This is a genomic window from Methylocystis sp., assembly GCF_050246715.1.
In the GTDB taxonomy this organism is placed as follows: domain Bacteria; phylum Pseudomonadota; class Alphaproteobacteria; order Rhizobiales; family Beijerinckiaceae; genus Methylocystis.
On the sequence record NZ_JBFWVN010000071.1, the window covers coordinates 1 to 13266 of the forward strand.

At 63.5% G+C, this 13266-nt stretch carries 13 protein-coding genes; 7 read left to right on the forward strand and 6 right to left on the reverse strand.

From position 1 onward, the window contains the following. The first annotated feature begins 165 nt into the window (after positions 1-165). The gene (locus AB7I51_RS16135) at positions 166-960 is read left to right on the forward strand and encodes a hypothetical protein (protein WP_428403847.1); all 795 of its coding nucleotides are present in this window, start codon (positions 166-168) and stop codon (positions 958-960) included. 346 nt (positions 961-1306) lie between these two features. Here the strand turns inward: AB7I51_RS16135 and AB7I51_RS16140 are convergent, their stop codons facing one another. Further along, complete coding sequence (locus AB7I51_RS16140) at positions 1307-1630, reverse strand: GIY-YIG nuclease family protein (protein ID WP_428403848.1); 324 nt, start codon at positions 1628-1630, stop codon at positions 1307-1309. A 206-nt stretch (positions 1631-1836) separates the two neighbouring features. Continuing rightward, positions 1837-2739 (reverse strand): phosphoserine phosphatase SerB, encoded by a 903-nt coding sequence (gene serB, locus AB7I51_RS16145; RefSeq protein ID WP_428403849.1) that lies wholly within the window; start codon positions 2737-2739, stop codon positions 1837-1839. Positions 2740-2766: 27 nt separating this feature from the next. Between serB and miaA the strand changes: the two genes are divergently transcribed. Continuing rightward, positions 2767-3708 (forward strand): tRNA (adenosine(37)-N6)-dimethylallyltransferase MiaA, encoded by a 942-nt coding sequence (gene miaA, locus AB7I51_RS16150; RefSeq protein WP_428403850.1) that lies wholly within the window; start codon positions 2767-2769, stop codon positions 3706-3708. Here the strand turns inward: miaA and AB7I51_RS16155 are convergent. Then, positions 3671-4495 (reverse strand): RMD1 family protein, encoded by an 825-nt coding sequence (locus tag AB7I51_RS16155; protein WP_428403851.1) that lies wholly within the window; start codon positions 4493-4495, stop codon positions 3671-3673. The two genes, miaA and AB7I51_RS16155, sit on opposite strands and share 38 nt — an antisense overlap. A gap of 120 nt (positions 4496-4615) precedes the next feature. Between AB7I51_RS16155 and fdxA the strand changes: the two genes are divergently transcribed. Further along, positions 4616-4951: a ferredoxin FdxA gene (gene fdxA / locus AB7I51_RS16160; protein ID WP_428403852.1), complete on the forward strand. Its 336-nt coding sequence runs from the start codon at positions 4616-4618 to the stop codon at positions 4949-4951. A 670-nt stretch (positions 4952-5621) separates the two neighbouring features. Continuing rightward, on the forward strand, positions 5622-6734 hold the full coding sequence (locus tag AB7I51_RS16165) for a CarD family transcriptional regulator (RefSeq protein WP_428403853.1): 1113 nt from the start codon (positions 5622-5624) through the stop codon (positions 6732-6734). A 45-nt stretch (positions 6735-6779) separates the two neighbouring features. Here the strand turns inward: AB7I51_RS16165 and AB7I51_RS16170 are convergent, their stop codons facing one another. The 3 genes from AB7I51_RS16170 to AB7I51_RS16180 all read right to left on the reverse strand — a co-directional run bounded on the left by AB7I51_RS16170 (position 6780) and on the right by AB7I51_RS16180 (position 10082). After that, positions 6780-7658 carry an RNA polymerase factor sigma-32 gene (locus AB7I51_RS16170; protein ID WP_428403854.1) on the reverse strand — a complete coding sequence of 293 codons (879 nt, stop codon included), beginning with the start codon at positions 7656-7658 and terminating at the stop codon, positions 6780-6782. A 119-nt stretch (positions 7659-7777) separates the two neighbouring features. Beyond that, the gene (locus tag AB7I51_RS16175) at positions 7778-9247 is read right to left on the reverse strand and encodes a M48 family metalloprotease (protein ID WP_428403855.1); all 1470 of its coding nucleotides are present in this window, start codon (positions 9245-9247) and stop codon (positions 7778-7780) included. Beyond that, entirely contained in the window at positions 9228-10082 is an 855-nt protein-coding gene (locus AB7I51_RS16180) for a thermonuclease family protein (RefSeq protein WP_428403856.1), read from the reverse strand. The genes AB7I51_RS16175 and AB7I51_RS16180 overlap by 20 nt, the downstream gene beginning before the upstream one ends. Before the next feature lie 97 nt (positions 10083-10179). Here AB7I51_RS16180 and ybgF point away from each other — a divergent pair, with 97 nt between their 5' ends. From ybgF to AB7I51_RS16195, 3 genes are all read left to right on the forward strand, one after another. Beyond that, positions 10180-11157, forward strand: coding sequence for a tol-pal system protein YbgF (gene ybgF / locus AB7I51_RS16185; protein WP_428403857.1), 978 nt, complete (start codon positions 10180-10182; stop codon positions 11155-11157). A gap of 37 nt (positions 11158-11194) precedes the next feature. Then, positions 11195-12214, forward strand: a complete 1020-nt coding sequence (gene tilS, locus AB7I51_RS16190; RefSeq protein WP_428403858.1) for a tRNA lysidine(34) synthetase TilS — start codon at positions 11195-11197, stop codon at positions 12212-12214. A 184-nt stretch (positions 12215-12398) separates the two neighbouring features. Beyond that, the coding region (locus AB7I51_RS16195) for an ATP-dependent metallopeptidase FtsH/Yme1/Tma family protein (RefSeq protein ID WP_428406326.1) at positions 12399-13266 on the forward strand (868 nt) is incomplete at its 3' end.

A 13266-nucleotide genomic window follows, 5' to 3' on the forward strand; every position in this document is an offset into this window, starting at 1 on the left:
CAGCGGCGCCGGATCAATTTGCAAGCAAACAGCATCCCGCGCAGCGAAAACCTGCGGAAACGATTACTTCCGCAGGTCTCAAAACTTCGTCACGTCAACGCCTTGCGAGTTCTTCACGGATGACCAATTCGTATTATCGACGCCTCGAGACGGCTATGCAGGGCGTTGCCGACCGCCGGTTCGATCGACAATCTGCTAGCCACGCACCCCGACGATTCTAAAGCTTCGTTTTGCGGAAAGTTAGCGATCATATCAACCATTGTAGAAAAGGAACGTTCAAGCTGGCTTTTTGTTGATCCGCGCGGGCCGCTTCAGGATATCGATTATACGCGCATTGGCCATACTTGGTTTCCTGCTTTCTTCAGACTCCTGCATGAGGGAATTAACAACAGCTCCCTCGCGCAACTTTTTGAAAACGTCTCTTTTATAAACTTCAACTACGATCGTAGCATAGAGTATTACTTGTACGATGCACTAAAACGACACTACTGGTTAGACGACCATAGGGCAGCCGAGCTTATGCAGTCATGCAATATCTATCGCCCTTATGGCAAGGTAGGAAAACTGCCTTGGCAACGTACAGATCCGTCCCCCATTACAGTGGACTTCGGTTCGGACCGCTGCGATCTAATTAACGCCGCTAGCCAAATCAAAACGTTTGGGGAAAGTCTGGCGGCGAATGATCAGATCGACGCGGCAAAAGGCGCCATCGCGGGTGCTGAGCGCCTAGTCTTTCTGGGCTTCGCATTCCATAGGCAAAACGTCGAACTCATTACGCCTGGTCACGCGTGCCCAACAAAGCGAATTTTCGCTACCACGTTTGGCGTTTCTGAGAGCGATAGGTCAGTGATCGACGAGCAGCTAAGGAGTCTAGTCCGTTCTGTGAACGCGACAGTAGCGTTGAAGTCCATGAAGTGCTGCGAATTCATCCGAGAATTTCAGATGACGTTCGCCGCGTAGCCCACGTCACAGTCCTCGTCCTTCGAGACGCGCCCTGCGGGCGCTCCTCAGGATGAGGACTGCTTGTGGGCGCTACGCAGGATGAGGACTGCTTACATGCGCGGCATAAACGTTCAGACGATCTACTTAAAAACTGCGCAACATAAGGCCCCTCATCCTGAGGAGGCCGCGTAGCGGCCGTCTCGAAGGACGAGGGGCCGACGCCAGTAGCGGACAATCGCAGCCATCCTTCGAAGCGCGCATTCTGCATCGCGCAGTCCTCGTCCTTCGAGACGCCGCCTGCGGCGGCTCCTCAGGATGAGGACTGCTTTTTGGCTCCTCATGATGATGACTGCCTGGTGGCGGTTCATGATGGGGGTTGCTTGGGACCGCTCTTCTTGTTTCGGCGGGCCGCCAGCGCCGGCAAAGCGTCGTAATCTCCGCGGATCAGCGCTTCTTTCTTCGCGCGGCTCCAGCCCTTGATGCGCCGTTCCGTGGTGATGGCGTCGATCAACAGTTCAAAATGTTCCGACCAGACCAGCTTCACAGGTCGGCGCCGCGTCGTGTAATCGGCGTTGATCCCGAGATTGTGTTCGCTGACCCGCGTTTCGATCTCTTTGCGCGTCAGACCGGCGTAATAGCTGCCGTCGGCGCAGAGCAGAATGTAGACGCTCGCGCCTTCGACCGGCATCGCAGTCCTCGTCCTTCGAGACGCCGCTTTCAGCGGCTCCTCAGGATGAGGACCGCTTGCTGGCTCGTCCAGAGAGAGCAGCAAGGGTCATTCATCCCCTGCAGCTACGCAACATAAGGCCCCTCATCCTGAGGAGGCCGCGTAGCGGCCGTCTCGAAGGACGAGGGGCCGGCTCCAGTAGCGAACAATCGGCAACCGCTTCCGGGTCACTCCACAAATTCCTCCCGCCGAAATCCCTGCGCATAGAGCGCCGCCGTCAGATCGGCGTGATCGATGCGCACATCCGCCGCCGCCGCCACTTTCGGCTTAGCGTGGAAGGCGACGCCGAGCCCCGCCTCGCGCAGCATATCGAGATCATTGGCGCCGTCGCCGATCGCCATGGTCGCGTCGCGCGGCAGCGCGCGCGCGTCGCACAATTCGACAAGCGCCGCGCGCTTGGCTTCGCGTCCCAGCACCGGCGCGACCACGGCGCCGGTCAGCGCGCCTGCAGTGATTTCGAGAAGATTGGCGCGCGTCTCTTGAAAGCCGATGCGGGCGGCCACCGGTTCGGTGAATTGCGTGAAGCCGCCGGAAACGAGCGCCGTATAGGCGCCATGCGCGCGCATCGTGCGCACGAGTTGGCGCCCGCCTTGGGTCAGCGTGATGCGCGTGAGCAGCGTGTCGATCTCGGCGAGAGTCACCCCTGCGAGCAGCGCCACCCGCTCCTTCAAGGCGCTTTCGAAATCGACCTCGCCGCGCATGGCGCGTTCGGTGATCATCGCGACATGTTCGCGCAAACCGACAAGGCCGGCGAGTTCGTCGACGCATTCCTGTCCGATCATGGTCGAATCCATGTCGGCGACGAGCAGTTTCTTGCGACGCCCCGCCGTCGGTTGAACGATGACGTCGATCGGATCATCGGCGACCGCCGCCTGCAGACGCGACCGCAAATCGGCGAGGTCATGGCCCGCGCCGGACAGAAACGCGTCGACGGCGAGGTCTTCCGCGAGCCAGTCGCGTCCGGCGTCGATCAGCCCGGCGTCATAGAGAGCGCCCGACACCGCTCGTTCGTTGAGCGCAGCCCCCCGGCCGGCCACGAAGGTCGCGACATAGTCGATGGGCTTTGACATCTCGACCGTTTCAGCGGCAATAGCGCCATGCGCGCGCGCGCCATTCTCATTGCAGGTCCAACCGCTTCGGGCAAGTCCGCGCTGGCGCTGGCGCTGGCGCGCCGCAGGCCGAGCGCGTTGGTCAACGCCGACTCGATGCAGGTTTACCGAGACCTGCGGATCATCACCGCGCGCCCGACGCTCGAAGAGGAAGCCGCCGCGCCGCATCTTCTCTTCGGTCATGTCGACGCCGCTACGAACTATTCCGTCGGCCGCTGGCTCGAGGATTTCGCCATCGTGCTGCGCGACCTCGAAGCGCGCGAGCTGACGCCGATCATTGTCGGCGGCACTGGCATGTATTTCAAAGCCGCGCTCTATGGGCTCTCGGACATTCCGGCCGCGCCCGGCGAGGTGCGCGAAGCCCTGCGCGCCTGGGCCAAGGACAAGACCCCGCGCGAGCTTCACGCCGAACTCGCCGCCCGCGATCCGGATACGGCGGCGACGTTGCGCGACACCGACCCGCAACGTCTGCTGCGCGCCCTCGAAATATTTGAGGCGACGGGCAAACCACTTGTCTCCTTTCACGGCCTGCGCAGCCCGCCGCTCCTTAATGCGTGCGAATGCGCCGCCTTTTTCCTCGCGCCCGAACGCAAGACGCTTTACGCGCGCATCGATGCGCGATTCGAGCAGATGGCGCGCATTGGCGCGATCGAGGAAGTCGCGGCGCTCAAGGCGCGCGGATTGGATCCCGCGCTGCCGGCGATGCGCGCCCATGGCGTGCCGCATCTCATCGCCTATCTCGACGGACGGCTGACGTTGGACGAGGCGATTCTGCGCAGCCAGCTCGACACACGCCGCTACGCCAAGCGACAGTTCACCTTCGCGCGCCACCAGCTGCCGAGTTTTAACTGGATTGCTGGCGAAGCGCCGCTGCGCGACGTCGAAGACGCGCTCAGCTCATTCGCGCGACCCACATCTGGAACAGAGTGATGACGATTTCCATCGCGATCAGAACGATGATCGTCCACTCCAGCCGAACCGAGCGCGCCGCGTCGATCAGATCGGTAAGCGCGCGAGCGGTCTCGCCGATCACGTCGATCTTGGCGCTGAGCGTGCGCGCCCGCGGCGTGAGTTCGTACTCATCCTCAAGACGCGCATAAAGCCGTTCGAGGTCGGGCCGATCCCACAGCACATCTGGCTTGTCGTCGACGGCGACGCGGCCCGAGACGCGGTGGCGCACGAGCAGAGTCTGGCCCATCAGCTCCAACATGGATTTGCGCTTCCACGGCGGACTGCCCTTCGCCGCGAGTTCGGCCGCGAAGGGTTCGATCGTGTCGAAGACCGCGTTGACCCGGCGCTCGTCGCGCGCCAGGGCGACACTCTTCGCCAGAACGTCGGCGATCACTAAGAGCCGCGCTTCGGAAATATCCTTGACCGCCAGCCTTCCGTCGGGCAGCGCCTTCTCCTCGCCGTCCGGAGTCGCCTCGACGATCAGCGTTTCGTCGTCGCCGCGCGACGCGCCCGAGACGCGAAGGCCGATCTTCGTGACGATTTCATCCTCCTCAAGAGGCGACAGTCCGAAGAGAACGGCGACCCCGAAGCGATACAGCACGGCGAATCCGCTCTGCCCGACGCGGAAGGCGAGCGGCGCGGTCGAAACCAGATCGGCCCGTTCGAGCCCCTCGGTGTTGATTCGCTCGCCGAGAAGCAGCGCCCGAGTCGTGAGCGTGTGCGGAATCAAGGCCATCGTCGCCGGAGAATTCATTATGTCGACCATTGTCGGACCTTGTGGCGTCCAGGCGCAATCATATCTTCGACGGGCGCTTTGTTCTGCTCGCCTTGCGTGACGCTGGCAAAAAAGCTAGCAAGCGGCGAGGTCGCGGAGAGATCACCCCCCATGACTTATGTCGTCACGGAAAATTGCATCAAATGCAAGTATATGGACTGCGTGGAAGTCTGTCCGGTGGACTGCTTCTACGAAGGCGAAAACATGCTGGTGATCCATCCGGACGAATGTATCGACTGCGGCGTCTGCGAACCCGAGTGTCCGGCGAATGCGATCAAGCCCGATACCGAGGAAGGTCTCGAGCAATGGCTGCAGCTTAACGCGGAAATGGCGCAGAACTGGCCCAATATCACGATCAAGCGGGAGCCGCCGGCCGACGCCAAGGAATGGGACGGCAAACCCGGCAAGATCGAGCAGTTCTCGGCGGAGGCCGGCCAGGGCGACTGAACGGCGTTCGGCGCCGCGGCGAACGCCTGAACCGAGGCCGACGCGTTTGCACATCGTTAATTTATTTAAAACTTAGTCCTTTCATAAGGATAGACTGTTTTGTGGCCTTTGCGCCGGCGCGAGCTGGGCGCTTCCGCCTTTGATTTTCACGCTTGAACGTGTTATAAATCACACACTAAATGCACGCCTTGTGGAAGGGCGACGCGGCGCCACAGCACCGTTTCGATTTCGAAAGCCTCTCTTCCCCAAGGGTCGGCCCAGAGGCCCGGCTGCTGGGTATGCGGCGCTAGCAAGGTTTCCACATGCCGCCTTCGCGGTGTCGCGGCTCGGCTGCCGGCGGCATGAGCGATTCGTCAGCGGCAGCGACCGTCCCGTCTCCACAGCGGGACAGCACAGGAGTAGCCCGCGTATGCCCTCCAACAAGAAAGCCGAGAAAAAGTCGACCGCAACTGCCTCCACCGCAGCCGCGCGCGCCAAAGGCTCTGCCGCCCGCTCCAAAACGCAGGCCAAACGCGCCGTCAAGAGCGGCGCCACGAAAACCGCCGCAGCGAAAAGCTCGACGGCGAAAAAGTCCCCCGCCCGCTCCGTTTCAACGGCCAAGTCCACGCGAGCCGCCGCTGCTTCGAGCCGGAAAACAAGCGCAAGCACATCGGCCAAGACCATAAAAAAGATGACATCAAAAGCAACGACCACGAAAGCCAACTCGACTCCGAAGGATAAGACCGCCAAGGCTGCGCCGCGCGCCGCGGCGACGCGCCGGACGCCGACGACCGGCCGCGCCGTCGCCCGAACGGTCGCCGCCAAAGCGGCGGCGAAGCGGAACGCCAAAACCGCGGTCGAGGCCAAGTCCGCCGCTAAGAGCGCGACAAAGCGGGCGGTCGCCGCCAAGGCCGCCAAGACGGCGGCGGAAAAGGTGAGCGCCAAGGCGAAAACGCCGGAAACTAAGACGGTCAAGCCGGCCGCCGCAAGCAAGCCTGCGGCGGCCAAGCCGGTTACGGCGGCCGCGCCGATCGCGCCGGCGAAGGCGCCGGCGGTCAAGCCGGTCAAGCCGGTCGAGCAGTCGAAGTCGGCGGCTGCGGCGGCCGCGCACGCGGCGCCGAAGCCCGTTGAAAAAACGCCCGCGGCTCCCGCGACGTCAGCGGCGCCGGCTCCTGCCGCCGCGCCGGTTAACGCTGCGCGGCCGACCGTTCCCGCCAAGGCGAAGCCTGCGGCGGCGGCGAGGCCCGGCTTCAAGCTCAATGAGTTCATTGTCTACCCGGCGCATGGCGTCGGACAGATCATCGGCGTTGAGACGCAGGAAGTCGCGGGCTTCAGCCTCGAACTTTTTGTCGTGAGCTTCATCAAGGATAAGATGATCCTTAAGGTGCCGACGAGCAAAGTCGCCAGCGTCGGCATGCGCAAGCTTGCCGAATCGGCCATCGTCGAAAAGGCGCTGCAGACGTTGAGCGGCCGCGCGAGGATCAAGCGCACCATGTGGTCGCGCCGCGCCCAGGAATATGAGGCCAAGATCAACTCCGGCGATCTGATCACCATCGCCGAAGTGGTTCGCGACCTCTACCGTTCCGACACGCAGCCGGAGCAGTCCTACTCGGAACGCCAGCTTTACGAAGCCGCCTTGGATCGCATGGCGCGCGAAATCGCCGCCGTGCGTCGACTCATCGATTCGGAATCGCTGAAGCTGATCGAATCTTTCCTGCTCAAAGGACCAAGACGCGGACCGAAGGCCGATGGAGATGTCGGCGATGACGGCGGTGAAGAAGCCGACGTCGACCGCGCGGCGTGATCGACAAATAAAAACCCCGGAAGCAGTTCCGGGGTTTTTATTTTCTCACGCTCTTGCCTCATCGGCCGCCGCGGTCTCTTGCATGCGCGACAGCGCGCGCCTGAGTTTCACCAGCGCGCGACTCTCGATCTGCCGCACCCGCTCCTTGGAAATGCCGAGGCGATCTCCGAGGGTTTCGAGAGTCACGAGGTTTTCCGCCAGCCGCCGCTCGCGCACGATGCGCAATTCGCGTTCGGACAGTATGGCGAGGGCGTCCTTGAGCCAGCGCGCGCGCCGATCCGAATCCAGCGTTTCCTCTACGATCTGATCGGGCAGCGGCTTCTCATCGACGAGAAAATCCATTCGCTGCGCGGAACCTGACGCGTCATCGTCGACGAGTTGCGCGTTCAACGAGACGTCGGAGCCGGAAAGACGCGAGTCCATCATTTCCACGTCGGCGCGCGAAACGCCGATCGCATTGGCGATCGTCTGATAAGCGTCGATTGGACTCGCACCGTGATTTTCGCGCGCCAGCCTTGCGCGCAATCGACGCAAATTGAAGAAGAGCGCCTTCTGAGAGGAACTCGTCCCGCCCCGCACGATCGACCAGTTGCGCAGAACATAGTCCTGGATCGACGCCCTGATCCACCACGTCGCATAGGTCGAAAAACGCACGTCCCGCTCGGGCGCAAAGCGCGCGGCGGCCTCCAGAAGCCCGACGTGACCTTCCTGGACAAGATCGGAGAGCGGCAATCCGTAATGTCTGAACTTTGCCGACAATGCGATAACCAAGCGCATATGCGCCGCGGTCAGCTTATGTAGCGCCTCGCGGTCGTCCCGCTCTCGCCACGCCACCGCCAACCGCTTTTCCTCGTCTCGTTCTAGAAAAGGCGCTTCCGCCGCGGCTTTGATCAACTCGCGCCCGAGCCCAGGCATATACGCCATGACGCCCTCCCTGCGCGGCCGGCCTGACTGATGACGAGGGGCCGCGCGCCTATTTTTTGTTCTCACGGATAACTGCCGGGGCGCGGCACTTGTTCCCAGAGTGAGCAAAAACCGGAAGGTCAGTCTGTTACGATTTTGTAATGTTCGCCGGGGATGAGCGGCTCGCCGGAGGACAGCCCGTTGAGAAGCATGAAGTATTCGGCAGGCCGGTTGGGAACCACCATCCGCGCGGCCATCGTCTCGATGGTGTCGCGGGGGCCGGCGACCGCGACTGCGATCTTTAACGGGCGGGCGTCGGCGCCTTCGTCGGGCGCGAGGCGACGGAAGGATCTGATCGATTCCAAGAAGCGCGCGTCGGCGTCGTCGGTCAACGCGCGCGCCGCAAAAATCAGCCGGTAGAGAAACTCGCCCGATCGAATGACGGCAAGCCGGAAGTTCCATTCGCCCGCCCGTGCGATGGCGACAACCGCAGGAAGTCCGTTGATGTCGACGGCGCGCACGGAGGATGGAAGAAGACCGTCGACCCAGCCGGACCCGACATAGGATTCGAGGTTCCCGTCCGAAGGCGCGCGCACGCTGTCGAGCCGCAAGGCTTCATTGTCGGGTTCGCGCACGCCGAATACGGCTTCGTTGGAATTTTCGAGAAGGAAACCCTCAGGCGCGGTGAAGGTGAAGCGCAGGCGCGGATGGGTGAACTTGCGGTCGCGGACATAGCCTTCGTTCGGATCGTCGCCAAAGGCGACGCCCTTGACGGCTTCGAGATAACGGCCGCGATCGGTGACGCCGATTCCCGGCGCGCCAATTTCTCTGGCCTCAGCAACCGCCTTGGTGATGCGGTCGGGGGTCGAGGGATGGGTCGACATGATGTCGAATTCGAGCGACTTCTTTTTCCCATAGAGCGCCGCGCGCAACTCCGTGGACCGTCCCAGCGCCGTCAGGAAGCGCGAAGCGCCAAAAGGATCGAACCCCGCCCGCGCGATGACGCGGACCCCGGCGGCGTCGGCGTCGAGTTCCTGCTGACGCGAAAAGCTGGCGACCGAGAGCCGCTGGCTGGAGCGCACCTCTTCGCCCTTTTGGCGGTTTTGAATAACGGCCGCGGCTTGAGAGATCACCGCCGCCTCGCGCTCGCGTTCGGCGCGCAACGCGCTGTGGCGGAGCGAAACATGGGCGATTTCATGGGCCATCACCGCCGCCGCCTCGGAGGCGTCCCCGGCGAGCGCCAGCAGTCCGCGGGTGACGTAAAGATTGCCGGAAGGCAATGCGAAGGCGTTGACGACGGGCGTGTTGAGAATCGTCACCTTATAGGTCGGCTGGCCGGGCGTTTCGCTGACGGTCGCCAGTTTGGCGAGAATGGCGTTGAGATAGCGCTCGGCGGCGGGCGCTTCATATTCGCCGCCGAACTGAGCAACCAGTTCCTTATGTTGAACTGTGCTGCGATTGTCGGTTCGCGGCGCGGCCTGCCGGGTCGAGGGCGAGGGCGTCGTAAAAAGATTTCCCTGCCGCTCCAGCTCGGCGCAGCCGTCCAGCGCCAGCGCGAGGAAGGCCGCAATCAGAGACAGCGTCGCCCTTCTAGCGAGCGCCGCGGTCAATAAATTCGATCTCGGCTGGCGTAGCGATTTCGATGCGAGACCCGGTCTCAATAAGTCCTCGTACGCGGGCTCGCCGCCCGACCAGGGAGCGGGGCTCGATTCGCCCGAACATAGCCAAATTGCGCCGCGAAATCACGACCGTGAAGCTATCGCGCCATTTGTCGCCAAAATTAAGGTAGAAGGCGCGCCGCGACTCGCCGACGGAATGGATGTCGCCAATAACGACGATCATACCTCTGCGCCGCTGCAGGGTTTTGCCGGCCTCAGGCGCCGAGACGTCGATCGGGCGAAATTCGGGCAGCGACCAGAGTCCGACGCCCGAATCGCGCGCCTGCGCCTCGGCGGCCAAATAAAGCTTGGCGCAGGCGGCGGCCGTCGGGTCGGGGCGAAAGCGCGCGTCGCCGACGGAGAGCAGCGCCGCCGCCACGGACGCCAGCGGCGCCGAGGCCCCACCCGTGGGATCGCTCGCGTAAATTCGGGCCGGCGACCGCCCCCAGCGGTCGGGCGACGCGGCGAAAACGCCCACGAAAACGTCGCGGCCGGGAAGCCAGGACGCAAGACGGTCGCGGACAGCGGCGCGCAAAGCGCCGGCTTCCTGCGGCGGAAAGTCGAGACCGGCGAGGGCGACGCGACGGCCGTCGTCGAGCAGGAGTTCGAAATCCTCGTCGACGGCTGCGACAGTCGCTGGAACGGCCCCTTCAAGCGAGCATTCCCCGCTTTCCGCCGCGGGCGGAAGCGGCTGGCCCGATGACGGCCAAGCCGCCGCCATGAACGCGGCGATCGCCGCTCCCTTAAGCCAGCGGCGATCGAAAAGGGGCAGATTGAATGATTGCATCGCCTAACTTTGGCCGGATGGCGGCCTATACTCCGGCAACATCAGTCATGCGTCGAATCGAGCGACGCACTTTTGCGAAAGTCACGGCCTTCGCGACATGTTCTCACGCTACGCTCTCATTTTCGCCCTGTCCGTCTCCGCAGCGGGCGCCGCCGAGGCGTTCGATTTCTATGGCGATCCGCCGCCGGAATCGAACTCCCGCTTCGCTCAGACCTACAATGGCGCGCCGTCGGATATTTATGACGGCGCTGAGCAGCGCCCGGGGTCCGACGCGGAGACCGCGATGCGGATCGATCGACTGGAGCGCGAGCTGCGCCGGTTGACGGGACAAAATGAGGAACTGCAGCACAGGGTGCAGCTTTTGGAGGAGCAGCTGCGATCGGCCAAGCCGGAACCGCCGCACTCGGAAGCCGTCCCGCGTGGTCCGATCAATTCACCGCCGGCCGTGGCGAGCGCGAACGCCGGCAAGCGCGGCGACGCCTTCGACCCTGCGGCGCAGCCAGCCGCGCCCGGCGCGCCGAGGCCGCTGGGGACGACGCCGCCGTCCGCGCCGCTCGACACCGCCGCGCGGACTTCGATTACGGCGACCGCCACGCCAGTGCGGGAAGTGGGCCAGCCGCTCGATATCGCCCATGGACGCCTGGTCGGCGAACAGCCAACGGCGGCCGAGATCGCCGCCGCGCCTGCGATCCCTGGCCCCAAGGAAGAATATGACCGGGCGGTGAGCGCGTTGCGGGCCGGCAAATATGAACAAGCCGAAAGGTCGCTGACGACGTTTCTGTCGAAGAACGGCAAGGGCAAGCTCGCCGCCGCCGCGACCTTCAATTTGGGCGAGAGTTTCTTTTTGCGCGGCCGCCACCGCGAGGCGGCCGAGAAATATCTGGAAATCTCGACAAAATACGGCGATTCGCCGCAGGCGCCGGAAGCGCTGTTGCGACTCGGCCAATCGCTGAGCGCAATGGGCGCGAAGGAGCAAGCCTGCGCCTCCTATTCCGAGATCAACGCCAAATTCCCAAGAGCGGCGACGCGAATCCGCGAAGCCGCTCAGCGCGAGAGCAAGAAAATCCAATGCTAACGCTCGGCGCGGCGATCGGCGCAATTCAGGCGTAGGCATGCCCGACGCCGAAGCGCAAACAGCAATCGACGAGTCGATCGAGCGGCTGCGCGAAGAAGCGCTCGACCTCCTTGCCCCCTACCCCTCCGTGCTGCTGGCGGTTTCCGGCGGACCTGATTCTGTCGCCCTGATGCTGCTTTGCGCGCGATGGTCGTTGCGATCGTCGCGCGACATTGCAGTCGCCACCGTCGATCACCGACTGCGCAAGGCGTCGCGCGAAGAGGCCGAAGAGGTCGGTCGCTGGGCGCGTGATCTCGGCTACGCGCATCATCTATTGACATGGGAGGAGGCAAAGCCCTCGACGCGGCTGCAGGAGCGCGCGCGTCAGGCGCGCTACGCATTGCTTGCGGCATGCGCCCGTCGGATCGGCGCATCAGCCATTGTTCTCGCGCATCATGCTGACGATCAGGCGGAAACGATTCTGTTTCGACTCACCCGCGGCTCTGGGATCGCGGGGCTCGCCGGCATGGCGCGAGTCGCGCGCGCCGAAGACATTGCGCTGCTGCGGCCGCTGCTCGACTTTCGCAAGGAGGAATTGGAAGCGATCTGCGCGCGCGCCCAACAAGCTTTTTTTCGTGATCCGTCGAATGAAGATGACAGCTTCGCCCGCGCACGGCTGCGCAAGCTCGCGCCTGTTCTCGCCGCGCAGGGCTTCGGACAGGAAGCTCTCTTGCGACTCGGCGCGCGCGCGGCGCGCGCCGATGCGGCGCTGACCCATTGCGCCGCCGAAACGCTGCAGCGCGCATGGCGCAAAGACGAAGCCTCCTGCGTCGAGCTTGACGCCGCCACACTTTGCGAAGCGCCGCCGGAAATTCTTCAAAGGGCGCTGGCGAGCGCGATTCTGCGTCTCGCGCCGGCCGCCGTGCTTCGCCTCGAGCGTCTGGAACGCGCCACCGCGCGCATCGGCGACGCGCTGGCCGCGCGCAAATCGGTTAAAACCACGCTTGCCGACGTCTCGATTGAAGCAAGCGACGGACGCGTTCGGCTGCGCCCCGCGCCGCCTCGCCGCTCAAGCTAGACTTGAGCCAATTTGCGAGGCTCGGGACATTCCTGTATGAAACAGCTCAGCCGCTACACGGCAACGCCCGGATTCACGGGCTTTTCCGAGCCTTGGCAACGCCTTCCGGCGGGCCTAAATTAGGCGGATGACCGGAGCGCTGGAGGGATAAGCCCGACCAAGCGGCTCCTGACAGGCTTCCCAAATGAACCCACACTTCAGAAACCTCGCGCTTTGGGCAATCATCGCATTGCTCGTGGTTGCGCTTGTGATGCTGTTTCAACAACCCGGCCAGCGCACGCCGATACGCGATATTTCATACAGCGAGCTGCTGACGCAGATAGACCAGGGTCGTGTCCATGACGTGACGATCGCCGGCAATGAGATCGTCGGTCATTTCAACGACAATCGGCCGTTCACCACTTATGCGCCGGACGACGCCAATCTCGTGCCTCGCCTGCAGGCGAAGAACGTCTCAATCAGCGCCAAGCCGAATAATGAAGGCGGCGGCTTCATGATGACGCTTCTGCTCAACGCGCTACCGCTCGTCGCATTTCTTGCGGTGTGGATTTTCCTTTCCCGCCAGATGCAGGGCGGCGCCGGCCGGGCGATGGGCTTTGGCAAGTCGAAAGCGAAGCTTTTGACCGAGACGCAGGGGAGGGTGACGTTCGAGGACGTCGCCGGCGTCGACGAGGCCAAGGAGGATTTGCAGGAGATCGTCGAATTCCTGCGCGATCCGCAGAAGTTCCAGCGTCTCGGCGGCCGCATTCCGCGCGGCGTGCTGCTCGTCGGACCGCCCGGCACCGGCAAGACCTTGCTGGCGCGCGCGATCGCCGGCGAAGCGGGCGTGCCGTTCTTCTCGATCTCGGGCTCCGACTTCGTCGAAATGTTCGTCGGCGTCGGCGCGTCGCGCGTGCGCGACATGTTCGAACAGGCGAAGAAGAATGCGCCCTGCATCATCTTCGTCGACGAAATCGATGCGGTCGGGCGCCATCGCGGCGCCGGACTTGGCGGCGGCAATGACGAGCGCGAGCAGACGCTCAATCAGCTGCTCGTCGAGATGGACGGGTTCG

Bases quoted from the DNA above. Each gene is read 5' to 3' on its own strand.
- AB7I51_RS16140 (WP_428403848.1), bottom strand. From the start codon at position 1,630: ATGCCGGTCGAAGGCGCGAGCGTCTACATTCTGCTCTGCGCCGACGGC.
- serB (WP_428403849.1), bottom strand. From the start codon at position 2,739: ATGTCAAAGCCCATCGACTATGTCGCGACCTTCGTGGCCGGCCGGGGG.
- miaA (WP_428403850.1), top strand. From the start codon at position 2,767: ATGCGCGCGCGCGCCATTCTCATTGCAGGTCCAACCGCTTCGGGCAAG.
- AB7I51_RS16155 (WP_428403851.1), bottom strand. From the start codon at position 4,495: ATGGTCGACATAATGAATTCTCCGGCGACGATGGCCTTGATTCCGCAC.
- fdxA (WP_428403852.1), top strand. From the start codon at position 4,616: ATGACTTATGTCGTCACGGAAAATTGCATCAAATGCAAGTATATGGAC.
- AB7I51_RS16165 (WP_428403853.1), top strand. From the start codon at position 5,622: ATGACATCAAAAGCAACGACCACGAAAGCCAACTCGACTCCGAAGGAT.
- AB7I51_RS16170 (WP_428403854.1), bottom strand. From the start codon at position 7,658: ATGGCGTATATGCCTGGGCTCGGGCGCGAGTTGATCAAAGCCGCGGCG.
- AB7I51_RS16180 (WP_428403856.1), bottom strand. From the start codon at position 10,082: ATGCAATCATTCAATCTGCCCCTTTTCGATCGCCGCTGGCTTAAGGGA.
- ybgF (WP_428403857.1), top strand. From the start codon at position 10,180: ATGTTCTCACGCTACGCTCTCATTTTCGCCCTGTCCGTCTCCGCAGCG.
- tilS (WP_428403858.1), top strand. From the start codon at position 11,195: ATGCCCGACGCCGAAGCGCAAACAGCAATCGACGAGTCGATCGAGCGG.